19 protein-coding genes are annotated in these 22,702 nt (G+C 56.5%); 7 read left to right on the plus strand and 12 right to left on the minus strand.

Annotated features, from left to right (window positions below; all coding sequences use genetic code 11):
- Positions 1-46 precede the first annotated feature (46 nt).
- The 6 genes from odhB to sdhC all read right to left on the minus strand — a co-directional run bounded on the left by odhB (position 47) and on the right by sdhC (position 7,601).
- Positions 47-1,273 (minus strand): 2-oxoglutarate dehydrogenase complex dihydrolipoyllysine-residue succinyltransferase, encoded by a 1,227-nt coding sequence (gene odhB, locus F3J28_RS10970; protein WP_166875782.1) that lies wholly within the window; start codon positions 1,271-1,273, stop codon positions 47-49.
- Positions 1,274-1,288: 15 nt separating this feature from the next.
- On the minus strand, positions 1,289-4,096 hold the full coding sequence (sucA, locus tag F3J28_RS10975; protein ID WP_166875785.1) for a 2-oxoglutarate dehydrogenase E1 component: 2,808 nt from the start codon (positions 4,094-4,096) through the stop codon (positions 1,289-1,291).
- 261 nt (positions 4,097-4,357) lie between these two features.
- Complete coding sequence (locus F3J28_RS10980) at positions 4,358-5,074, minus strand: succinate dehydrogenase iron-sulfur subunit (protein WP_166875787.1); 717 nt, start codon at positions 5,072-5,074, stop codon at positions 4,358-4,360.
- 15 nt (positions 5,075-5,089) lie between these two features.
- Positions 5,090-6,856, minus strand: a complete 1,767-nt coding sequence (gene sdhA / locus F3J28_RS10985) for a succinate dehydrogenase flavoprotein subunit (RefSeq protein WP_008456142.1) — start codon at positions 6,854-6,856, stop codon at positions 5,090-5,092.
- Positions 6,856-7,203, minus strand: a complete 348-nt coding sequence (gene sdhD, locus F3J28_RS10990) for a succinate dehydrogenase membrane anchor subunit (protein WP_008456141.1) — start codon at positions 7,201-7,203, stop codon at positions 6,856-6,858. The genes sdhA and sdhD overlap by 1 nt, the downstream gene beginning before the upstream one ends.
- Entirely contained in the window at positions 7,197-7,601 is a 405-nt protein-coding gene (gene sdhC, locus F3J28_RS10995) for a succinate dehydrogenase cytochrome b556 subunit (protein ID WP_034808195.1), read from the minus strand. Before sdhC ends, sdhD begins: the two co-directional genes overlap by 7 nt.
- Positions 7,602-8,246: 645 nt before the next feature.
- Between sdhC and F3J28_RS11000 the strand changes: the two genes are divergently transcribed.
- Positions 8,247-9,533, plus strand: coding sequence for a citrate synthase (locus F3J28_RS11000; RefSeq protein ID WP_008456139.1), 1,287 nt, complete (start codon positions 8,247-8,249; stop codon positions 9,531-9,533).
- A gap of 46 nt (positions 9,534-9,579) precedes the next feature.
- Here F3J28_RS11000 and nei read toward each other — a convergent pair whose 3' ends face one another.
- The 6 genes from nei to F3J28_RS11030 form a co-directional block, all read right to left on the minus strand.
- The gene (gene nei / locus F3J28_RS11005; protein ID WP_166875790.1) at positions 9,580-10,371 is read right to left on the minus strand and encodes an endonuclease VIII; all 792 of its coding nucleotides are present in this window, start codon (positions 10,369-10,371) and stop codon (positions 9,580-9,582) included.
- A gap of 18 nt (positions 10,372-10,389) precedes the next feature.
- Positions 10,390-11,322: a 5-oxoprolinase subunit PxpC gene (pxpC, locus tag F3J28_RS11010; protein ID WP_166875793.1), complete on the minus strand. Its 933-nt coding sequence runs from the start codon at positions 11,320-11,322 to the stop codon at positions 10,390-10,392.
- Entirely contained in the window at positions 11,316-11,972 is a 657-nt protein-coding gene (gene pxpB / locus F3J28_RS11015; protein ID WP_166875796.1) for a 5-oxoprolinase subunit PxpB, read from the minus strand. Before pxpB ends, pxpC begins: the two co-directional genes overlap by 7 nt.
- A gap of 13 nt (positions 11,973-11,985) precedes the next feature.
- Entirely contained in the window at positions 11,986-12,729 is a 744-nt protein-coding gene (locus tag F3J28_RS11020; protein WP_166876611.1) for a type 2 GTP cyclohydrolase I, read from the minus strand.
- Positions 12,730-12,744: 15 nt separating this feature from the next.
- On the minus strand, positions 12,745-14,154 hold the full coding sequence (gene phrB, locus F3J28_RS11025) for a deoxyribodipyrimidine photo-lyase (protein ID WP_166875798.1): 1,410 nt from the start codon (positions 14,152-14,154) through the stop codon (positions 12,745-12,747).
- A 207-nt stretch (positions 14,155-14,361) separates the two neighbouring features.
- Complete coding sequence (locus F3J28_RS11030) at positions 14,362-14,568, minus strand: YbfA family protein (protein ID WP_008456133.1); 207 nt, start codon at positions 14,566-14,568, stop codon at positions 14,362-14,364.
- 313 nt (positions 14,569-14,881) lie between these two features.
- On the opposite strand from F3J28_RS11030, the gene kdpF reads away from it, so the two are divergent.
- The 6 genes from kdpF to kdpE are packed head-to-tail and all read left to right on the plus strand — an operon-like array spanning position 14,882 to position 22,680.
- Positions 14,882-14,971 carry a K(+)-transporting ATPase subunit F gene (kdpF, locus tag F3J28_RS11035; protein ID WP_008456132.1) on the plus strand — a complete coding sequence of 30 codons (90 nt, stop codon included), beginning with the start codon at positions 14,882-14,884 and terminating at the stop codon, positions 14,969-14,971.
- Positions 14,971-16,656, plus strand: a complete 1,686-nt coding sequence (kdpA, locus tag F3J28_RS11040) for a potassium-transporting ATPase subunit KdpA (protein ID WP_166875801.1) — start codon at positions 14,971-14,973, stop codon at positions 16,654-16,656. The genes kdpF and kdpA overlap by 1 nt, the downstream gene beginning before the upstream one ends.
- Before the next feature lie 13 nt (positions 16,657-16,669).
- A complete protein-coding gene (gene kdpB / locus F3J28_RS11045) occupies positions 16,670-18,718 on the plus strand; it encodes a potassium-transporting ATPase subunit KdpB (protein ID WP_166875804.1) in 2,049 nt (682 codons plus the stop codon).
- Positions 18,719-18,730: 12 nt separating this feature from the next.
- Positions 18,731-19,306 (plus strand): potassium-transporting ATPase subunit KdpC, encoded by a 576-nt coding sequence (kdpC, locus tag F3J28_RS11050; RefSeq protein ID WP_166875807.1) that lies wholly within the window; start codon positions 18,731-18,733, stop codon positions 19,304-19,306.
- A 12-nt stretch (positions 19,307-19,318) separates the two neighbouring features.
- Positions 19,319-22,006, plus strand: coding sequence for a two-component system sensor histidine kinase KdpD (kdpD, locus tag F3J28_RS11055; RefSeq protein ID WP_166875810.1), 2,688 nt, complete (start codon positions 19,319-19,321; stop codon positions 22,004-22,006).
- A complete protein-coding gene (gene kdpE, locus F3J28_RS11060) occupies positions 22,003-22,680 on the plus strand; it encodes a two-component system response regulator KdpE (RefSeq protein WP_008456119.1) in 678 nt (225 codons plus the stop codon). The genes kdpD and kdpE overlap by 4 nt, the downstream gene beginning before the upstream one ends.
- Positions 22,681-22,702 lie beyond the last annotated feature (22 nt).

Below are 22,702 nucleotides of genomic sequence, written 5' to 3' on the forward strand. Positions count from 1 at the left end.
TGGTTGTAGGGGCGGGTGTCATAGCACCCGCCAGAGTCTTGTTCGACTACACGTCCAGCAGCAGACGAGTTGGATCTTCCAGCAGCTCTTTAATGGCTACCAGGTAACCCACGGACTCGCGGCCATCGATCAGACGGTGATCGTAAGAGAGCGCCAGGTACATCATCGGCAGGATCTCTACTTTACCGTCAACCGCCATTGGGCGGTCTTTGATGGCGTGCATACCCAGGATCGCGCTTTGCGGTGGGTTGATGATTGGCGTAGACATCAGGGAGCCGAAGACGCCACCGTTTGTGATGGTGAAGTTACCACCGGTCAGCTCTTCCACGGTCAGCTTGCCGTCACGGCCTTTCACCGCCAGCTCTTTGATGCGTTTTTCGATGTCGGCCATGCCCAGGGTGTCAACGTCTTTCAGCACTGGAGTTACCAGGCCACGCGGGGTAGAAACCGCGATGCTGACATCAAAGTAGTTGTGGTAAACCACGTCTTCGCCATCAATGGAAGCATTCACTTCCGGATAGCGTTTCAGCGCTTCAACAACCGCTTTAATGTAGAAGGACATGAAGCCCAGACGCACACCGTGACGTTTTTCAAACGCTTCACCGTACTGCTTACGCAGTTCCATGATTGGCTTCATGTTCACTTCGTTGAACGTGGTGAGCATGGCGGTAGAGTTTTTCGCTTCCAGCAGACGCTCGGCTACGCGCTTGCGCAGACGGGTCATCGGCACGCGTTTTTCGCTGCGGCCAGCCAGTGGCGCAACCGGTGCCTGAGTGGCTTCGGCGGCTTTTGCCTGTGCAGGCTGTTTAGCTTTCGCTTCGCTCAGGTGTTTTTCAACATCTTCACGAGTGAGACGGCCACCTACGCCGCTGCCTTTGATAGCGCTGGCGTCGAGGTCGTTCTCTGCGATCAGGCGGCGGATAGCCGGGCTGAGGGCATCATTGCTCTGCTCTTCCAGGGAAGCCTGCTGGCGCTGAGCCGGAGTAGACTCTTTGGTATCAGCTTTCGCGGAGGTTTCTTTCCCGCCGCTATTGCCTTCACGCAGGCGGCCCAGAATCTGACGAGAGGTCACAGTTGTGCCTTCATCTTCCAGTACCGCATCCAGAACGCCGTCTGCAGACGCGGGTACTTCCAGTACCACTTTGTCAGTTTCGATTTCAACCAGTACTTCGTCACGTTTGACGCTGTCGCCCGGTTTTTTATGCCAGGTTGCCACTGTCGCGTCGGCTACGGACTCAGGCAGGTCAGGAACTAGAATATCTACGCTACTCATTATTTATCCTTTAATTTATTCGACGTTCAGCGCGTCATTAACCAGATCTTGCTGTTGCTTCTGGTGAACGGACATATACCCTACCGCCGGAGAGGCGGAGGCCGGGCGACCTGCATAACGCAGAGCGGACCCAAACGGAATCACTTCGCGGAAGTGGTGCTGGCTGCAGTACCAGGCGCCCTGGTTCAGCGGCTCTTCCTGGCACCAGACGAAGTCGTGTACGTGCGCGAACGGCTTCAGCGCTTCCTGTACCGCCTGATGCGGGAACGGATAGAGCTGCTCGATACGCACAATCGCCACATCCTTCTGCTCATTCTTACGGCGCTGCTCAAGCAGGTCGTAGTACACCTTACCGGAACACAGAACAACGCGCTTCACGCCTTTCGGATCCAGTTCGTCAATCTCACCAATTGCCGGCTGGAACGTGCCGTTGGCCAGTTCGTCGAGGCTGGATACCGCCAGCGGATGGCGCAATAGAGATTTCGGTGACATGACGACCAGTGGACGGCGCATCCCGCGCAGCGCCTGACGACGCAGCATGTGGTAAACCTGAGCCGGAGTCGACGGCACGCATACCTGCATGTTCTGCTCGGCGCACAGCTGGAGGTAACGCTCCAGACGCGCGGAGGAGTGCTCTGGGCCCTGGCCTTCATAGCCGTGTGGCAGCAGCATGACCAGGCCACACATACGGCCCCATTTCTGCTCGCCGGAGCTGATGAACTGGTCAATCACAACCTGTGCCCCGTTGGCGAAGTCGCCGAACTGCGCTTCCCAAATGGTCAGGGTGCGAGGTTCTGCCGTGGCATAGCCGTATTCAAAGGCCAGAACCGCTTCTTCAGACAACACGGAATCCCAGACTTTGAAGATGCCTTGGCTGTTGTGAACGTGCGCCAGCGGCGTATAGGTAGAGCCGTTGGTTTGGTTGTGGATCACGGCGTGGCGGTGGAAGAAGGTCCCACGGCCAGCATCTTCGCCGGACAGACGAACGGACACGCCTTCATCTACCAGCGTTGCATAAGCCAGGTTTTCCGCTGCACCCCAGTCGAACAGTTTGTTGCCGTTCGCCATGTCCTGGCGGTCGCTGTAGATTTTCGCCACGCGGGACTGCATTTCTACGGCTTCCGGCACGGTGCTGATGCGCTTAGCCAGTTCCTGAACGCGCTTCATCTCAACCTTGTTCGGGTAGCTTTCGTCCCACTCGTGGTTGAGGTACGGCGACCAGGTAAAGGAGTGCATGTTCATCGGACGCCACTCTTGCACGACACATTCGCCGGCATCCAGCGCATCGCGGTACAGATTCACCATTTCGGTGGCATCTTCCAGCGTGGCCAGTTTGTCCTGCTCCAGCTTGTCAGCATAGATCTTACGCGGGGTCGGATGTTTTTTGATTTTCTGGTACATCACCGGCTGCGTTGCGCTTGGCTCGTCAGCTTCGTTATGGCCGTGGCGGCGGTAGCAAACCAGGTCGATAAACACATCACGCTTGAAGGTATTACGGAAGTCCAGCGCCAGACGGGTAACGAAAGCTACGGCTTCCGGGTCATCCGCATTAACGTGGAAAATCGGCGCCATGACCATCTTACCGATGTCGGTACAGTATGGCGTGGAGCGCGCATCCAGCGGGTTAGAGGTGGTGAAACCAATCTGGTTGTTGATCACGATACGCACGGTACCGCCCACTTCGTAACCACGCGCTTTGGACATGTTCAGGGTTTCCTGAACCACGCCCTGCCCGGCTACCGCGGCATCACCATGAATGGTGATCGGAAGTACCTGGTTGCTGCCTGGCTTATCCAGACGATCCAGACGCGCACGCACGGAACCGATAACCACCGGGCTAACGATTTCCAGGTGAGACGGGTTAAACGCCAGCGCCAGGTGAACCAGGCCGCCTTCGGTTTCAACATCGGAAGAAAAGCCCATATGGTACTTCACGTCGCCGGTGCCGAGATGTTCTTTATGTTTGCCCGCAAATTCGTCAAACAGATCCTGCGGTTTTTTACCCAGCACGTTGATCAGCACGTTAAGACGACCGCGGTGCGCCATACCCAGCACCACTTCGCGCGTGCCGCTCTTACCGGCGTGGCGAATCATCTCTTTGAGCATCGGTACCAGCGCGTCGCCGCCTTCCAGCGAGAAGCGTTTGGCCCCAGGGAATTTAGCCCCCAGGTAACGTTCCAGACCTTCAGCTGCAGTCAGCTCGCTCAGGAAACGTTTTTTCTCTTCCTGAGTAAAGCTTGAACGCCCGGCTACCGATTCGATGCGCTGCTGGATCCAGCGTTTTTCTTCGGTATTGGTGATGTGCATGTATTCCGCACCGATCGACCCACCGTAGGTTTGCTTCAGCGCAGCGATCAGGTCGGCAAGCTTCATGGTCTCTTTGCCGATGGCAAACGATCCCACGTTGAAACTCTGCTGCAAATCTTCTTCGGTCAGGTTATGGAACGCCGGATCCAGATCGGCAACCGTTTCCTGCTGCCAAAGCCCGAGCGGATCGAGATTAGCAGCCTGATGGCCGCGGAAACGCCAGGCGTTGATCAGCTGCAACACTTTTACCTGTTTAGCATCGGTGTCAGGATCGGTGACTGCGGTGGAGTAACGTGAGGCATCCTTCGCCAGACGACGGAAATAATCACGCGTTTTTGAATGGAATTGATCCGGTCTGGCTCCGGTGCCAGGTAACTGCTGGAACATCGTGCGCCAGTGCGCATCAACAGAGTCAGGATCGGTTAAGAAGTCTTCATAGAGCTGCTCTATGTAGGACTGGTTTGCGCCCGCCAGCCAGGAAGAGTCCAGCCAGGGCTTCATCGCGCCGTTCTGCATCGTGATCCCTTAAGCATTTTATGCTTATTTCGCCGTGGATAACTATAACGCACACCGTAGGGTATACAGGTATACGTTCCAGGGTTCACTTTCTTCGAGCCTGTTGCCGTGGAGGGCGGCCCGCGAAGGAACCTTTAGAAACTGTCTGAAGGGTTTCCCCTCACCCCTTCCCCTTATAAGAGAGGGAAGATCGTCGGCAGTTTTTAAAGATTTCCTGCAATTTGTACCCTCTCCCCTGCAAGGAGAGGGTACTTTTCTGACTTAAGCGCTTTTTTGCAACAGCATCGACTTAATATGGCCGATAGCTTTCGTCGGGTTCAGCCCCTTAGGACAAACGCTGACGCAGTTCATAATGCTGTGGCAGCGGAATACGCTGAAAGCATCGCTCAGGCCGTCCAGACGCGCGTCCGTTTCGGTGTCGCGGCTGTCGATCAGGAAGCGATACGCAGCCAGCAAACCGGCCGGGCCGATAAACTTGTCCGGGTTCCACCAGAACGACGGGCAAGAAGTCGAGCAGCAAGCGCAAAGAATGCACTCGTACAGACCATCCAGCTTTTCACGCTGTTCAGGCGATTGCAAATGCTCGCGAGCGGGTGGATTTTGCCCATTATTCAACAAGTAAGGCTTAATCTTCTCATATTGAGCATAGAATTGCCCCATGTCTACCACCAGATCGCGGATCACCGGCAGGCCTGGCAGAGGACGGATGACTATCTTCTGCTTACCGTTGCCGAGCGCCGAGATTGGCGTGATACAGGCCAGCCCATTTTTGCCGTTCATGTTCAGGCCGTCGGAGCCACAAACGCCTTCACGGCAAGAGCGACGGAATGACAGACCAGGATCTTTTTCTTTCAGCTGCATTAAAGCGTCAAGCAGCATCATGTCGCGACCCTCTTCCGCTTCCAGGGTGTAATCCTGCATGCGCGGAGCGTCGTCTACATCCGGGTTATAACGATAAACTGAGAATTCGAGTTTCATTGTCCTGTCTCCGCATTAATAAGTACGAATCTTCGGCGGGAACGCCGGACGCAGTTTCGGTTCCATGTTAACGCTACGACGCGTCATGGATTCCGTCTCTGGCAGATACAGGGAATGGCACAGCCAGTTTTCGTCATCACGCTCCGGGAAGTCGAAGCGGCTATGCGCGCCACGGCTCTCGGTACGGAAGTTTGCCGACACAGCAGTGGCGTAAGCGGTTTCCATCAGGTTATCCAGCTCCAGGCACTCAACGCGCTGGGTGTTGAACTCGCTGGAAGTGTCGTCCAGACGGGCATTTTTCAGGCGCTCGCGGATTGCTTTCAGTTGCTCAAGCCCTTTGGCCATCGCGTCACCTTCGCGGAATACCGAGAAGTTGTGCTGCATACATTCCTGCAGCGCTTTGCGGATTTCCACCGGATCTTCACCGTTACGGTTGCCGTTCCAGCGGTTAAGGCGCTCAAGGGAGGCGTCGATTTCAGCGTCGGTTGCGTCAAGCAGATCGCCCTGCTCGGCAATGGATTCCTGCAGGTGCAGGCCAACAGCACGTCCGAACACCACCAGGTCAAGCAGGGAGTTGCCGCCCAGACGGTTCGCACCGTGTACGGAAACACAGGCAATTTCGCCCACGGCGAACAAACCAGGGATAACCACATCTTCGCCCTGCTCGTTCACGGTCAGCGCCTGGCCGGTCACTTTGGTCGGAATACCGCCCATCATATAGTGGCAGGTTGGGATAACCGGGATCGGCTCTTTCACCGGATCGACGTGGGCGAAGGTACGAGACAGTTCCAGAATGCCCGGCAGGCGGGATTCCAGCACTTCTTTACCCAGGTGGTCGAGTTTCAGTTTGGCATGTGGCCCCCACGGACCATCACAGCCGCGGCCTTCACGGATTTCAATCATGATGGAACGCGCCACCACGTCACGACCCGCCAGGTCTTTCGCATTCGGGGCATAACGCTCCATGAAGCGTTCGCCGTGTTTGTTCAGCAGGTAACCGCCTTCACCACGGCAGCCTTCTGTGACCAGAACCCCTGCCCCGGCAATGCCGGTTGGGTGGAACTGCCACATTTCCATATCCTGCACCGGCACGCCAGCGCGGATAGCCATACCAACGCCGTCACCGGTATTGATGTGGGCGTTGGTGGTGGATTGATAAATACGGCCTGCGCCGCCGGTTGCCAGCACGGTTGCGCGGGCTTTGAAGTAAACGACTTCACCGGTTTCGATGCACAGTGCGGTACAGCCAACCACTGCGCCATCGGCGTTTTTCACCAGATCCAGCGCATACCACTCGGAGAAGATGGTGGTGTGGTTTTTCAGGTTCTGCTGATACAGCGTGTGCAGTAAAGCGTGGCCGGTACGGTCAGCTGCTGCCGCAGTACGCGCTGCCTGCTCGCCGCCGAAGTCTTTCGACTGACCGCCGAACGGACGTTGATAAATGGTGCCGTTTTCCAGACGGGAGAAAGGCAGGCCCATGTGGTCCAGTTCCAGAATCGCTTCCGGGCCGGTTTTACACATATATTCGATGGCGTCCTGGTCACCGATATAATCGGAACCTTTTACCGTGTCATACATGTGCCATTCCCAGTTATCTTCATGGGTATTACCCAGCGCCACGGTGATACCACCCTGCGCAGATACGGTATGGGAACGAGTAGGGAACACTTTAGAAAGCAGCGCACAGGTCTGGCCGCTCTGGGAAATCTGTAGCGCCGCGCGCATACCTGCGCCGCCGGCACCAATCACTACAGCATCAAATTCTCTGACTGGCAGTTTCATTACACACCCCACACCACAACGAATCCATAAATGACGTAAACCAACAGCGCGACAACAATCAGCAGCTGTAAAGGAAGGCGAATCGCCAGTGGTTTAACGTAGTCGGTCAACACCTGCCACATGCCAATCCAGGCATGGATCAAAATAGAGAACAGTGCCAGCAGGGTGAAAACTTTGGTGAAGGCAGAGGCAAAGAAGCCGTGCCAGACGTCGTAGGTCAGCTCGCCGGTGACAGCGAAGAAGCCAATCATGTAGATGATGTACAGGGTGAGTACGATGGCGGTAGCGCGAACCAGCACATAATCGTGCACGCCATTGCGACCCAATGCGGAGGCATTGCTTACCATACGAGGACTCCTGCAAGAATTGAAAGCACGACAGTAATAACAAAGGCGATATGTGCGGATCGTTTGCCCGCTACAAAGGTCTCTTCCAGATAGCCAAAGTCCATCAGCAGATGGCGAATACCAACCACCACGTGATAGGCCAGAGCCGTCAGAATGCCCCACATTATAAATTTAACGATAAAGCTGCTCATCACGGCGGACGCGGTCAGAAAACCTTCCGGGGAGGAGAGTGACAGTCCCAGCAACCAAAGCAGAATGCCGACCGCCACAAATGTGATCACGCCGGAAACGCGGTGGAGGATGGAAGCGATTGCAGTGACGGGGAACCGGATCGTTTTCAGATCCAGATTGACAGGTCGTTGTTTTTTCACGTTTCTTATCATGAATAGCGCCCACATGCTCTTCTTATTGTTTCCTTCCTCCGGATCTGCATTCGGGGTCAGACAGCGCTAACTTTCTATAACTGTGCGTCATGCAAAAAACAGCTACATCCAGAGGCCAGAGATCTGGCTACAACGCTGGGTGGCTCCCGGTAGCAGGGTGTTCCGGAGACCTGGCGGCAGTATAGGCTCTTCACAAAATCATTACAATTAACCCACATAATGTTTGAAGGGTTTTGCTCGGAACAGTGAGCAGGATCACGATAACAACATTATTTTAAATTTTAATCATCTGATTTGACAAAAGTTAAACATTCTTGTTACAAACAGGGCCAGAAAAGCCGTATAATTCGTAAAAGTTATAGGGTCAGCCTTTCACCTGAGTAATAGTTATGTAACAGTGGATGGGTATTGACCCGAGAGATCAGGACAGTTATTAGTGATATACAGGTTTGAATGATACTGATTGCTAAGACGCTGATTTGCTGTAGTTTCGCCCTCAAAGCGAGTGTTACCTGCAAGCGCCCATCGCTCTGTACCCTGGTTGTACTCCTCTAAACAGAGCCGCGAGCCAATTAAAAAACTGGTAACCAACCATTGTGGGTTCGAATGCAAATCGGACGCCCGGCAGTCTTATGAAATAAGGCGCTAAGGAGACCGTAAATGGCTGATACTAAAGCAAACCTCACCCTTAATGGTGACGATGCTCTCGAACTTGATGTGCTAAAGGGCACGCTAGGTCAGGATGTAATTGATATCCGTAGTCTTGGTTCTAAAGGTGTATTTACTTTTGACCCAGGTTTCACCTCTACCGCATCCTGCGAATCCAAAATCACTTATATCGACGGTGACGAAGGCATTCTTTTGCACCGCGGTTTCCCGATTGACCAGCTGGCCACCGAATCCAGCTACCTGGAAGTGTGCTACATCCTGCTGAACGGTGAAAAACCGACTCAGGAACAGTTCGACGAATTCAAAACCACCGTTACCCGCCACACCATGATTCACGAGCAGATCACCCGTCTGTTCCACGGCTTCCGTCGCGACTCGCATCCGATGGCCGTGCTGTGCGGCGTAACCGGCGCGCTGGCGGCCTTCTACCACGACTCCCTTGACGTGAATAACCCACGTCACCGTGAAATCGCGGCGTTCCGTCTGCTCTCCAAAATGCCAACCGTAGCGGCAATGTGTTACAAGTATTCGATTGGCCAGCCGTTTGTTTACCCACGCAACGACCTCTCCTACTCGGCTAACTTCCTGAACATGATGTTCTCCACGCCGTGCGAAGAATACAAAGTTAACCCAATTCTGGAGCGCGCAATGGATCGTATTCTGATCCTGCACGCTGACCACGAGCAGAACGCATCGACGTCAACCGTACGTACCGCAGGTTCTTCCGGCGCTAACCCATTTGCGTGTATCGCGGCAGGGATCGCTTCCCTGTGGGGACCGGCTCACGGCGGCGCGAACGAAGCTGCACTGAAGATGCTGGAAGAAATCAGCACCGTGGAGCACATTCCAGAATTTATCCGTCGTGCCAAAGACAAGAACGACTCGTTCCGCCTGATGGGCTTCGGCCACCGCGTGTACAAAAACTACGACCCGCGCGCCACCGTGATGCGTGAAACCTGTCACGAAGTGCTGAAAGAGCTGAACCTGAAGGATAACAACCTGCTGGAAGTGGCGATGGAGCTGGAACACATCGCGCTGAACGACCCGTACTTCATCGAGAAGAAACTCTACCCGAACGTAGACTTCTACTCCGGCATCATCCTGAAGGCGATGGGCATTCCTTCCTCCATGTTTACCGTTATCTTCGCGATGGCGCGTACCGTGGGCTGGATTGCACACTGGAACGAAATGCACGACGACGGCATTAAAATTGCCCGTCCACGTCAGCTGTACACCGGCTACGACAAACGTGATTTCAAATCCGATCTCAAAAAGTAACATTTCTTACTTGATGAGTAAAAAACGCGCCCCGTGGCGCGTTTTTTTATTTCTGGCAGCGAGGGCACCAGTAAAACGGTCTTGAAGAGAGGTTGGTTCTTTCAATAATCCCTCCACATCGTTCGCACGGTTCACCCGCCCGGTGAAACACCCTAAAGCTGAACACAGCCCCGTGATGTTTGTTCTCATCTCCCTGGCCTCGGGTCTGATAAGAAAGCCGTGGAATCGCCAGCAAAGCAGTCGCTAACCGCTCAATCTGCTCTTCGCTTAAATCCTCCGCGCGGTGCTGCGGCGCAAGTTCCGCTTCCCAAAGGATTTCCACTCGCAGGTAATTCCCCAAACCGGCAAGAAAAGCCTGGTCGAGCAGTAACCCGCTGAACTGCCGACGGCGAAACTTCGGCGACAGCAAGCGTGTTTTGACCAGATCCACCGTCAGCTTTTCATCCAGCACATCCGGCCCCACGCGCTGCAAGAAAGGCTGTTGTTCAAGCTGCCCCTGATCGAGGATTTCGATGTCCGAGGCGCTGTAAAGAAGAATGGCTTTTTTAGCCGTTTGCAGCCTGACACGCAGCACACGGTTCGTTTCTGCTACTTTACCTACGTCAGCCACTCGCCATACGCCGTAAAGCTGATTATGGCTGTACAAGGTTAAGCCGTTGGAAAAATGCGTCAGCATTGCTTTCCCCCGGGTCTCGATACTGTCGATAGTTTTCCCCACCAGCATCGTTTCAAACGGCTTAAGCTCTTCAAAAGCAAACCAGGCTTCGGTTAATGGTTCCCCGCCCACGGCGGCTTCCAGCTTATCCGCCGCGCGGCGAATCTCCGGTCCTTCCGGCATACTAACCTCCCTGAAACGTTACGCTTCCTGTGCCAGTTGCCAGGCAATCTGCTCGAGATAAATAGCCTGTTCGCGGCGCGCTCTGAGCGCTTCCGCCAGCGTACACGGCACAAAATGAATGGGTTCCCCCAGCCTGACCTGAGCCAGATGATAAAGATCGGCCTCAATCACGCAGGCAATGCGAGGATAGCCCCCGGTTGTCTGGGCATCGTTCATTAACACAATCGGCTGGCCGTTATGTGGTACCTGAATCACGCCCGGCAGCAGGCCATGGGACAGCATTTCTCGCTGGGTCGTTCGCTCCAGCTCTGGCCCCTGAAGCCTGTAGCCCATCCGGTTACTCTGCGGGCTAATTTGCCAGGCCAATCGCCAGAAACTCTCCTGAGATGCCTGGCTGAACTCCTGATACTCCGGCCCGGTCACGGCGCGAATGCGATTTCCCCAAAGCAGTTGTTTTACGCCGCGGGGATGCTGAAATTTACGTTGAGGTTTACGCAAAGCTAAACGGTCACCATCCCGCAGCAAACGGCCATGATGCCCGCCGATCCCGGCTTTAAGATCGGTGCTGTAAGACCCCATCACTTCCGGCACATCCAGGCCACCGTCGACGGCAAGGTAGCTGCGCATACCGTGCGTAGGTTTTTTCAGCGTCAGCCTTTGGCCTTTTTTGACAGGCAGTCGCCAGCCCGTCCACACGGCGTTGCCATCCAGCTCCGCATGGCAGCCCGCCCCGGTAAGCGCAAACCATCCGCTACGCCCGAACTCAATCACGCATTGCCCAAGGGTGATTTCCAGCGCCGGGGCATCTGGCGCATTCCCAACCAGTAAATTGGCGACGGAGATGGCGGGGGTATCGAGCGCGCCGCAGCGGCTCACGCCCAAATGACGCTGCCCTTCCCGGCCCGTATCCTGCACGCTGGTTTGTATCCCGGCGCGAATAATATTCAGCATATGCCCCCCTGCTGCGGGACGAAACGCACGGTATCACCCGGCAACAATAAAGTGGGTGATGAGCCGTTGGGGTTAAACAAATCGAGTGAGGTGCGGCCGATGATTTGCCAGCCTCCCGGCGTCACCAGCGGATAAATGCCGGTTTGACTGCCACCAATGCCTACAGAGCCAGCGGCAACCTGCAGCCGGGGCTCCGCCCGGCGGGGCGTAGCGAGGACTTCAGGCAGCCCCCCGAGATAAGCAAACCCCGGCTGAAAGCCAAGGAAGTAGACGACATATTCCGCAGCAGAATGCAGGGCGACGACCTTTTCCGGCGTTAAGGTATTGTGGCGAGCCACGACATCAAGATCGGGTCCTGCCTCACCGCCGTACACCACCGGAATATCAATCTGGCGAGGCACAGGGATCACAGCCTCGCTTTCTTCCCACCAGCGCTGGAGCCATTCAATGCCATCCAGCGCCAGCCGCTGAGGATCTTTCAGCACCACGGTGATGTTATTCATGCCCGGAATAGCCTCGCTCACCTCGTCAGAGGCATTCAGGCGCTGCAGCAGTCCCCAAATGCGCTGCTGGCTGGCAAGACTTACGGGAGGATCCAGCTCCAGAACCACCGCTTTTTCACCCAATAAATAACAGCGAGCTCGTTGCACAGATCCTCCGGTATCAGGCTGGATTAGGAATATCGATAAAGATAACGTCGAGATCGGTTTCGCTGTTTAGCCAGTCGCTAAGTGCCTGGATCCCACCCCGCTCGGTGGCATGGTGACCCGCGGCGTAGAAATGCAGCCCCTGTTCGCGGGCGGAATGAATCGTCTGCTCGGAAACTTCGCCGGTAATAAACGCATCCACACCAAAGCGCGCCGCGCTATCGATAAAGCCCTGCCCACCGCCCGTGCACCACGCCACGCGGCGGATCTGATCCGGGCCGGTGTCTCCACACCACAGCGGCGTGCGGCCTAAGCGCATTTCAATCCAGGAAGCCAGCTCCACGCCGGAAAGCGGCGTCGGGAACTCGCCCCACGGGACCAGCGGCTCAACTTCCCCTTTCGTTTCAATCCCCAGCAGCGCGCCAAGTTGGGCGTTATTCCCCAACTGCGGATGGGCATCAAGCGGCAAATGCCAGCCGTAAAGGTTGATGTCGTTCGCCAGCAGCGTTTTCAGGCGGTTGCGCTTCATGCCGCGGATCACCGGCGATTCATTTTTCCAGAAATAACCGTGGTGGACGATCACCGCATCGGCCTGCTGGCGCACAGCTTCGTCCAGCAGCGCCTGGCTGGCGGTAACCCCAGTGACAATCTTGCGGATCGCTTCCCGGCCTTCAACCTGCAGGCCATTCGGGGCATAATCACTGATTGCCGCGTTGTTCAGCTTGTCATTAATCAGGCGTTCCAGTTCACTGTTTTTCATCATTATTCTCTTTGGTTATTTTCTTGCCGCTTCATAAGCCGTAAGCGTATTCAGTCGGGCCTGCCTATGGTCAACAATCGGGCGCGGGTAGTCCAGCGTTTGCTTTTGTTTATCAGCCCAGTCCCACGGCGAATGAATCTGTTTCCCTGGCACAGTTTTCAGTTCAGGTAGCCAGTGGCGAATAAAATCCCCTTCAGCATCAAAGCGTTCACCCTGAGTTGTCGGGTTAAAAATGCGAAAATAAGGCGCGGCGTCGGTGCCAGTAGAAGCCGCCCACTGCCAGCCCCCGTTGTTCGCCGCCAGATCTCCGTCAATCAGCTGCGACATAAAATAGCGCTCGCCCTGCCGCCAGTCGATCAGCAAATCCTTCACCAGAAAACTCGCCACGACCATACGTAAACGGTTATGCATCCAGCCCGTTTGGTTCAGCTGCCGCATCGCCGCATCGACAATGGGGTAACCCGTTTTACCCTGCTGCCAGGCTTCAAGCCATGCATTATTTCCGCTCCAGCGAACTTTATCCGTCCAGGCAATAAACGGCTGGTGACGGCAAAGTTTTGGGTACGCGACCATCAGATGGCGGTAAAACTCGCGCCAGATGAGTTCGTTGAGCCAGGTAGCTCCGGCTTCGCCCTCCAGCGCTTTAGGGTGCTCTTTTAGCAGACGATGCAGGCACTGGCGCGGAGACAAAACGCCGGTGGCCAGATAAGGCGACAGCCGGCTGGTACCTTCTATCGCCGGAAAATCACGCTGTTCCGGGTAGTCAGAAGCTGGCTTCAGGCAAAACTTACGCAGCATGCCGATAGCCTCTTGCTCACCCACCGGGAAGAGTTCGCGGTCAAACGCCTCACGGGGCATATCAAACGCAAAGCTTTCATTGAAGTCGCACTCTCCGCGGGCTTTTGGCGCAGGCACGCATTCCGGCAGCCCTTCCTGCAGGCGCCGAATAAACGCCTTGCTGAACGGGGTAAAGACTTTGTACATCTCGTGGTTGCCGGTAGTAACGCTGCCCGGCGCAAGCAGCAGGCTGTCATCAAATCCCTGCACGGTAACGTCCACATCCAGAGCTTTTTCCAGCGCGGCGTCACGAGCACGCTCGTTGACTTCATACTGGTAGTTGTAAAAAAGTGCATCGACTTTTTGTTCAGCGCAGAACGCTTTTATACAGTCTATCGACGCGGCAAAATCCGCAGCCTGTTGGATATGAAGTTCAATCCCACGCCCGGCCAGGGCATGACCCAATGCCCGTAAATGCTCAAAGATGAATTCGACCTGTTTTGGTGCCATGACGTGCTGCCGCCACTGTTCGGGCGTCACGACAAAAAATCCGATGACTTTTGCATCGGGATTACGGCAGGCGGCGTGTAAGGCGTAGTTATCGTGAATACGTAGATCGTTGCGGAACCAGACCAGATGGGTGGGCATAACTCTCCCTGGATTAATTACCTGACCGCCGCCATTGCGCGTTGGCGACGGTTCAATATTGGAAGTTATTCCGGGCAGCAGAAGCATACCAATGCCAGACTAAGCGACATCGCTGGCTGCCCGCGTCTCAGTTGTTAACTTAGTGTAGCAAGACGCAGGCAACAAAAAAGCTACCCGGAGGTAGCTTTCGTCAAATCGATTCAGCTTTTAGTAATAATCGAAGGCGGCGGCTTCAGATTGCGCCATCCACACCGGCTTGTCGCTGGTTTTGGACCAGACGCGGTGCAGGTAGCTGTAAAAACGCGCGCGATCTTTCCAGAACAGCATTACAGGCAGCGCCAGCACACCGGCAGCGACTGCGAAGGTGCGACGCAGGATGACCTGATGCGCAGGGTATTCTTTGTATAAAGACATAGGCTTCTCCTTATAATGTGTGACCGACACCGCATGTCGGAAAATCGAAACTTGTTATCTGGTCAAAATACTATCTCATTGTTTGAAAGCTTACTACTCCTCCGACCAGATAAATGCACTTTTTTGTGCGCTATTTATCTTTTTACCTGTAATTAAGTTACAAAATGGTTAAATAAATACTAACCATTAGTTAACTAATGGCTTTTGCCATTTTTATACTTTTTTTACACCCCGCCCCCGGACTTTTACGACATCTTTTCACCCGAAATCCTATTCTGCCGCGAAATGCTTAACGCACCGTTGGAGGTGGATTGTGAGTGCAGGCGTCATAACCGGCATCGTGCTGGTCTTCTTGCTGTTGGGTTACCTGGTTTATGCCCTGATTAAAGCGGAGGCGTTTTAATGGCTGCGTCCGGATTTTTACTGATCGCCAGCTTCCTGCTGGTGCTCTTTGCCCTTGCGAAACCGCTGGGCGCCGTGCTGGCACGACTCATCGACGGCGAACCGCTGCCGATCGTGGGCCGCATTGAGCCCATTTTGTGGTCCCTGATGGGCAGCAAAGGTGAAGAAATGGGCTGGAAACGCTATCTGATGGCGATTCTGGCATTTAACGTTTTTGGGCTGATCCTGCTGTTCGCGATGCTGCTGTTCCAGGACAGTTTGCCGCTTAACCCGCAGCATCTGCCGGGCCTCTCCTGGCATCTGGCGCTGAACACTGCCGTCAGTTTTGTCTCCAACACTAACTGGCAGTCGTACGGCGGCGAAACCACGCTGAGCTACTTCAGCCAGATGGTGGGCCTGACGGTACAAAACTTCGTTTCTGCCGCCACCGGCATTGCCGTAGTGTTTGCGCTGATCCGTGGTTTCTCTCGCCATTCCACCAGCACGCTGGGCAACGCCTGGGTCGATTTAACCCGCGTTACGCTGTACATCCTGCTGCCAATCTCGCTGGTGATGGCGCTGTTCTTTATTAGCCAGGGTTCGCTGCAAAACTTCTCTGCTTACCAGCCTTACACCACCATTGAAGGCGTTCAGCACCTGCTGCCGATGGGGCCGGTGGCTTCTCAGGAAGCGATAAAAATGCTGGGGACCAACGGCGGGGGCTTCTTCAACGCTAACTCCTCTCACCCGTTTGAGAACCCTACGGCGCTGACCAACTTCGTGCAGATGGTTTCCATCTTCCTGATCCCGGCCGCGCTCTGCTTCGCCTTTGGTGAAGCCGTGGGTGACCGCCGTCAGGGCCGCGCGCTGCTTTGGGCGATGACCATTATCTTCGTGGTCTGCGTGGTGGTAGTGATGTGGGCCGAGCTGCAGGGCAACCCGCACTTTATCCAGTTGGGTGCCAACAGCAGCATCAACATGGAAGGCAAAGAGAGCCGCTTCGGCATTCTGAATAGCAGCCTGTTCGCGGTGATTACTACCGCTGCATCCTGCGGGGCGGTCAACGCCATGCATGACTCCTTTACGGCGCTGGGCGGCATGGTGCCAATGTGGCTGATGCAGATCGGTGAAGTGGTCTTCGGCGGCGTAGGCGCTGGCCTGTACGGCATGCTGCTGTTCGTGCTGCTGGCCGTGTTTATCGCCGGGCTGATGATTGGGCGTACCCCGGAATACCTGGGTAAGAAAATTGACGTGCCGGAAATGAAGATGACTTCGCTGGCCATTCTTATCACCCCTGCCCTGGTGCTGCTCGGCACCGCGCTGGCGATGATGACGGAAGCAGGCCGCAGCGGCATGGCAAACCCAGGGATCCACGGCTTCAGCGAAGTGCTGTATGCGGTTTCTTCCGCCGCAAACAATAACGGCAGCGCCTTCGCCGGCCTGAGCACCAACACGCCGTTCTGGAACATGCTGCTGGCCGTGTGCATGTGGATTGGGCGCTTCGGGGTGATTATCCCGGTAATGGCTATTGCCGGTTCCCTGGCCGCGAAAAAATCCCAGGCCGTCAGCATCGGTACGCTGCCAACGCACGGCCCGCTGTTTATCGGTTTACTGATTGGGACAGTGCTGCTGGTTGGCGCCCTGACCTTTATCCCCGCCCTCGCTTTAGGCCCGGTTGCGGAACACCTTTCTCTGGTTAATTTCTGATTACGAGGCTTCCATGAGTCGCAAGCAACAGGCGCTGTTTGAACCTGGTCTGATCCGTCAGGCGCTAATTGATTCTTTTAAAAAGCTCGCCCCGCAGGTGCAGTGGCGCAACCCGGTGATGTTTATCGTCTGGGTGGGGAGCATCATCACTACCCTGCTCGGGATAGCGATGTTCACCGGCCTGCAGCAGGGGGATGCCCTCTTCACGCTCGCCATCAGCCTGTGGCTATGGTTTACCGTGCTGTTCGCCAACTTTGCTGAAGCGCTGGCAGAAGGCCGCAGCAAGGCCCAGGCGAACAGCCTGAAAGGGGTGAAAAAAACCAGCTGGGCGCGCAAACTGCGCAGCCCGCAGCATGATGCCCAGGTGGACCATATTCCGGCTGCCGATCTGCGTAAAGGCGACGTCGTGCTGGTGGAAGCCGGGGACATCATTCCTTGCGATGGCGAAGTCCTTGAAGGCGGCGCATCGGTGGATGAAAGCGCCATCACCGGGGAATCCGCCCCGGTTATCCGTGAGTCCGGCGGTGACTTTGCCTCGGTGACCGGCGGGACGCGCATTCTGTCCGACTGGCTGGTCATCCAGTGCAGCGTTAACCCAGGGGAAACCTTCCTCGACCGCATGATTGCCATGGTGGAGAGCGCCCAGCGTCGTAAAACGCCGAACGAAATCGCCCTGACTATCCTGCTGGTAGCGCTGACAATCGTCCTGCTGCTGGCGACCGCAACCCTGTGGCCGTTCTCTGCCTACGGCGGCCAGGCGGCTAGCGTAACCGTGCTGGTGGCCCTGCTGGTCTGCCTGATTCCCACCACCATCGGCGGTCTGCTTTCCGCCATCGGCGTGGCCGGGATGAGCCGCATGCTGGGTGCGAACGTGATCGCCACCAGCGGCCGTGCGGTTGAAGCTGCCGGAGATATCGACGTTCTGCTGCTGGATAAAACCGGTACCATCACGCTCGGTAACCGCCAGGCCTCAGCCTTCCTCCCTGCCCCAGGCGTGGATGAAAAAGAGCTGGCCGATGCCGCGCAGCTGGCCTCACTGGCGGATGAAACGCCAGAAGGCCGCAGTATCGTAGTGCTGGCAAAACAGCGCTTTAACCTGCGTGAACGCGACGTGCAGAACCTGCAGGCAACGTTTGTGCCGTTTACCGCGCAAACCCGTATGAGCGGCATCAATATTCAGGACCGCATGATCCGCAAAGGTTCTGTGGATGCCATCCGTCGCCACGTAGAAGTGAACAACGGCCACTTCCCGGCCCAGGTCGACACGCTGGTTGAAGGCGTGGCTCGCCAGGGCGGTACGCCGCTGGTGGTTGCCGAAGGCGCTAACGTGCTGGGCGTAATCGCGCTGAAAGACATCGTGAAAGGCGGCATTAAAGAGCGTTTCGCACAGCTGCGCCAGATGGGCATCAAAACGGTGATGATCACCGGGGATAATCGCCTGACCGCCGCGGCGATTGCCGCCGAAGCCGGGGTGGATGACTTCCTTTCTGAAGCCACACCGGAAGCCAAGCTGGCGCTGATTCGCCAGTATCAAGCCGAAGGACGTTTGGTGGCGATGACCGGCGACGGCACCAACGACGCCCCTGCTCTGGCGCAGGCAGACGTAGCGGTAGCCATGAACTCCGGGACTCAGGCAGCGAAGGAAGCCGGGAACATGGTTGACCTGGACTCTAACCCAACCAAGCTGATTGAAGTGGTCCACATCGGGAAACAAATGCTGATGACTCGCGGGTCACTGACCACCTTCAGTATCGCTAACGACGTGGCGAAATACTTCGCCATTATCCCGGCGGCGTTTGCGGTGACTTACCCGCAGCTGAACGCGCTGAACGTGATGCACCTGCACTCCCCTGCTTCGGCCATCTTGAGCGCGGTGATCTTCAATGCGCTGATCATCATCTGCCTCATTCCGCTGGCGCTAAAAGGCATTAGCTACAAGCCGCTGAGCGCGGCCGCGATGCTGCGTCGCAACCTGTGGATCTATGGCCTGGGCGGTATCGTCGTGCCGTTTATTGGTATCAAAGTGATTGACATGATCCTGACCGTACTCGGTCTGGTCTAAGAGGAAAAGAACATGACTACGTTACGCCCCGCTTTATTACTGCTGATTATCCTGACGCTGATTACCGGAGGGGTTTATCCCCTCCTCGCCACGCTGCTGGGGCAATGGTGGTTCCCGGCCCAGGCCAACGGCTCGTTAATCGTTGAAGACGGCAAGGTTCGCGGTTCAGAACTGATTGGTCAGGACTTCACTAACGCAAAATATTTCCAGGGCCGCCCCTCTGCCACCTCGGATAGCCCCTATAATCCAATGGCATCCGGCGGCAGCAACCTTGCGGCCAGCAACCCGGAGCTGGACAAAGAGGTTAAGGCTCGCGTTAGTGCGCTGCGTGCGGCTAACCCGGAGGCTAATCCAGCGGTACCCGTTGACTTAGTCACCACCTCCGCCAGCGGCCTGGACGGGCAGCTTTCTCCTGAAGCGACCGCGTGGCAAATCCCACGGGTAGCAAAAGCCAGAAATCTGCCGGTGGAGCAAATCGCTCGCCTGGTGGCGGAAAACACCACCACGCCGCTGGTGAATTTTATCGGCATGCCGGTAGTGAATATCGTTAAGCTGAACCTGGCGCTGGACCATCTCCAGGCGAAGTAAAAAGGACGTGTTATGACCGAGGAGCCGCTGCGCCCCAACCCCGATAAGCTGCTGGAAAAAGTCAACCGCCAGCCGCGTGGGAAACTGAAAATCTTCTTCGGCGCCTGTGCAGGCGTCGGGAAAACCTACGCGATGCTTCAGGAGGCGCAGCGCCTGCGGGCGCAGGGCCTCGATGTGCTGGTGGGCGTGGTGGAAACCCACGGCCGCCAGGAAACTGCCGAACTGTTAAAGGGGCTGACGATTCAGCCCCCTCGTCGTATTCACCACCGGGGGCGTCTGGTCCAGGAGTTTGACCTGGACGCCGCTCTCGCCCGCAACCCTGCCCTGATTCTGATGGACGAACTGGCGCACAGTAACGCGCCAGGCTCGCGCCACCCCAAACGCTGGCAGGACGTGGAAGAGCTGCTGGAAGCCGGAATCGACGTCCTGACCTCCGTTAACGTTCAGCATCTGGAAAGCCTGAATGACGTGGTGGGCGGAGTCACCGGGATTCAGGTACGCGAAACCGTCCCCGACCCTATTTTCGACGCCGCCGACGAAGTCGTGCTGGTTGACCTGCCGCCGGACGACCTCCGTCAGCGCCTGCACGAAGGCAAAGTTTATATCTCCGGCCAGGCCGAACGCGCCATCGAGCACTTCTTCCGTAAAGGCAACCTGATAGCGCTGCGAGAGCTGGCCTTGCGACGCACAGCCGACCGCGTTGACGATCAGATGCGCGCCTGGCGGGACAACCAGGGGCAGGAAAAAGTCTGGCACACGAGGGACGCCATTCTGCTGTGCATCGGCCATAGCAACGGCAATGAAAAACTGGTTCGCACCGCTGCTCGCCTTGCCGCCAAGCTCGGCAGCGTCTGGCACGCCGTCTACGTCGAAACGCCGCAGCTTCACCGCCTGCCGGAACATCAGCGCCGGACCATTTTAAGCGCTCTGCGGCTCGCCCAGGAGCTGGGAGCCGAAACCGCCACGCTTGCCGATCCCAATGAAGAAAAAGCGGTGCTGCGCTACGCCCGCGAACACAATCTCGGCAAAATCATTATTGGCCGTCATACCACGCGCCGCTGGTGGCACCGTACGTCTTTTGCCGACCGATTAGCCAAACGCGCCCCGGACCTCGACCTGGTGATTGTGGCGCTGGATGAAAAACCGCTCTCCTCCCCGACCAGAGCACCGGACACCAGAACGCTAAGCGAGAAATGGCGCATTCAACTGCGCGGCTGCGCCGTGGCGGTGGTGCTCTGTGCGTTTATTACCTTTATCGCCAATCAGTGGCTGGTGGCCTTTGATGCCGCCAACCTGGTGATGATCTACCTGCTTGGCGTGGTGATGGTCGCGCTGTTTTATGGCCGCTGGCCGTCCGTCCTCGCGACGGTCATCAACGTGATTAGCTTCGACCTGTTCTTTATTGCGCCACGAGGCACGCTCGCCGTGTCGGATGTTCAGTATCTGCTGACCTTCGGCGTAATGCTCACCGTCGGGCTGGTGATCGGTAATCTGACCGCCGGGGTACGTTATCAGGCACGCATCGCCCGCTACCGGGAACAGCGCACCCGTCATCTGTATGAGATGTCTAAAGCACTGGCCGATGACCGCACGCCGCAGGACGTCGCCGCCACCAGCGTGCAGTTTATTAACAACACCTTCCAGGCCCGCAGCCTGCTGCTGCTGCCGGACGATCACGGGAAACTCAGCCGTATCGCAGCCGAAGGGGAACCCGCTCAGTGGGATGAAGCGATTGCCCGCTGGAGCTTTGATAAAGGCCAACCCGCCGGTGCCGGAACGGATACGCTGCCGGGCGTGCCCTACCGCATCCTGCCGCTTAGCACCACGGAAAGGACCCTGGGTCTGCTGGTTGTTGAGCCGGAGAATCTGCGCCAGCTGATGATCCCCGAACAGCAGCGCCTGCTGGAAACCTTTACCCTGCTGGTCGCCACCGCGCTCGACAGGCTGCTGCTCACCGCCAGCGAAGAACAGGCCCGGCTTTCCAGCGAACGGGAGCAAATCCGCAACTCGCTGCTGGCCGCGCTTTCGCACGACCTGCGCACGCCGCTGACCGTGCTATTCGGCCAGGCGGAAATCCTCACGCTGGATCTCGCCAGCGAAGGATCAAAACATGCCCCGCAGGCCAACGAAATCCGTCAGCATGTGCTGAACACCACCCGACTGGTGAATAATCTGCTGGATATGGCCCGCATTCAGTCGGGCGGTTTTAACCTTCGCAAAGAGTGGCTAACGCTGGAAGAAGTCGTCGGCAGCGCGCTGAAGATGCTCGAACCGGGCCTCGGCGGCCGCCATATCGCCCTTAATTTGCCCGACCCGCTGATGCTGATTGAAGTCGACGGCCCGCTGTTCGAGCGCGTGCTGATCAACCTGCTGGAAAATGCGGTGAAATATGCCGGTTATAAAGCCAACATCGGTATAAAAGCGACCTCGACAGCAGACAAGCTGGACCTGGAAGTTTGGGACAGCGGTCCTGGCGTTCCCGCTGGCAAAGAGCTGCTGATTTTTGATAAATTTGCCCGAGGTAACAAAGAGTCAGCTATTCCAGGCGTTGGGCTGGGGCTGGCTATCTGCCGGGCGATTGTTGAAGTTCACGGCGGCACAATTTATGCGCTTAACCGCCCGGAAGGCGGTGCCAGCTTCCACGTTGTGCTACCTTTATCGCCTCCCCCCGAACTCCCTGAAATGATTGAGGTGCTGTGACAACGGTTCTGATAATTGAGGATGAAAAAGAGATCCGCCGCTTTCTGCGCACCGCGCTGGAAGATGAATCGTTACGCGTGTTTGATGCCGAAACCCTGCAGCGCGGCCTGATTGAAGCCGCTACCCGCAAGCCGGATCTGGTAATTCTGGATCTCGGCCTGCCGGACGGCGACGGCATCGATTTTATTCGTGACTTCCGCCAGTGGAGCCAGACGCCGGTCATTGTCCTGTCAGCGCGGAGTGACGAACAGGCGAAGATTGCCGCCCTGGACGCTGGCGCAGACGATTTTCTCAGCAAGCCGTTTGGCATCGGTGAACTGCAGGCCAGGCTTCGCGTTGCCCTGCGCCGCCATGCCAGCACCGTTCAGCCCGATCCGGTTTATCAATTTTCCGAAATCCGGGTCGACCTCGCCTCGCGCCGTATTACCCGCGGCGAAGAGGAGATTCACCTGACCCCCATAGAGTTCCGCCTGCTTGCCACTCTGCTGAATAACCACGGTAAAGTCCTGACCCAGCGGCAGTTGCTTAATCAGGTTTGGGGCCCGAATGCCGTGGAACACAGCCACTATCTGCGCATTTATATGGGCCACCTGCGCCAGAAGCTGGAGAGCGACCCCGCTCGCCCTCGCCATCTGCTCACCGAAACCGGGATCGGCTACCGTTTTATGCTCTGAAGGAGTAACCTCTGGCTCGTTC

The organism is Enterobacter sp. Ap-1006, assembly GCF_011752835.1.
GTDB lineage: Bacteria > Pseudomonadota > Gammaproteobacteria > Enterobacterales > Enterobacteriaceae > Cedecea.

Bases quoted from the DNA above. Each gene is read 5' to 3' on its own strand.
- sdhD (WP_008456141.1), bottom strand. From the start codon at position 7,203: ATGGTAAGCAATGCCTCCGCATTGGGTCGCAATGGCGTGCACGATTAT.
- F3J28_RS11030 (WP_008456133.1), bottom strand. From the start codon at position 14,568: ATGTCTTTATACAAAGAATACCCTGCGCATCAGGTCATCCTGCGTCGC.
- phrB (WP_166875798.1), bottom strand. From the start codon at position 14,154: ATGCCCACCCATCTGGTCTGGTTCCGCAACGATCTACGTATTCACGAT.
- odhB (WP_166875782.1), bottom strand. From the start codon at position 1,273: ATGAGTAGCGTAGATATTCTAGTTCCTGACCTGCCTGAGTCCGTAGCC.
- F3J28_RS11000 (WP_008456139.1), top strand. From the start codon at position 8,247: ATGGCTGATACTAAAGCAAACCTCACCCTTAATGGTGACGATGCTCTC.
- kdpC (WP_166875807.1), top strand. From the start codon at position 18,731: ATGACTACGTTACGCCCCGCTTTATTACTGCTGATTATCCTGACGCTG.
- sdhC (WP_034808195.1), bottom strand. From the start codon at position 7,601: ATGTGGGCGCTATTCATGATAAGAAACGTGAAAAAACAACGACCTGTC.
- kdpD (WP_166875810.1), top strand. From the start codon at position 19,319: ATGACCGAGGAGCCGCTGCGCCCCAACCCCGATAAGCTGCTGGAAAAA.
- F3J28_RS11020 (WP_166876611.1), bottom strand. From the start codon at position 12,729: ATGAAAAACAGTGAACTGGAACGCCTGATTAATGACAAGCTGAACAAC.
- sdhA (WP_008456142.1), bottom strand. From the start codon at position 6,856: ATGAAACTGCCAGTCAGAGAATTTGATGCTGTAGTGATTGGTGCCGGC.
- nei (WP_166875790.1), bottom strand. From the start codon at position 10,371: ATGCCGGAAGGACCGGAGATTCGCCGCGCGGCGGATAAGCTGGAAGCC.
- pxpC (WP_166875793.1), bottom strand. From the start codon at position 11,322: ATGCTGAATATTATTCGCGCCGGGATACAAACCAGCGTGCAGGATACG.
- sucA (WP_166875785.1), bottom strand. From the start codon at position 4,096: ATGCAGAACGGCGCGATGAAGCCCTGGCTGGACTCTTCCTGGCTGGCG.
- kdpA (WP_166875801.1), top strand. From the start codon at position 14,971: ATGGCTGCGTCCGGATTTTTACTGATCGCCAGCTTCCTGCTGGTGCTC.
- F3J28_RS10980 (WP_166875787.1), bottom strand. From the start codon at position 5,074: ATGAAACTCGAATTCTCAGTTTATCGTTATAACCCGGATGTAGACGAC.
- kdpB (WP_166875804.1), top strand. From the start codon at position 16,670: ATGAGTCGCAAGCAACAGGCGCTGTTTGAACCTGGTCTGATCCGTCAG.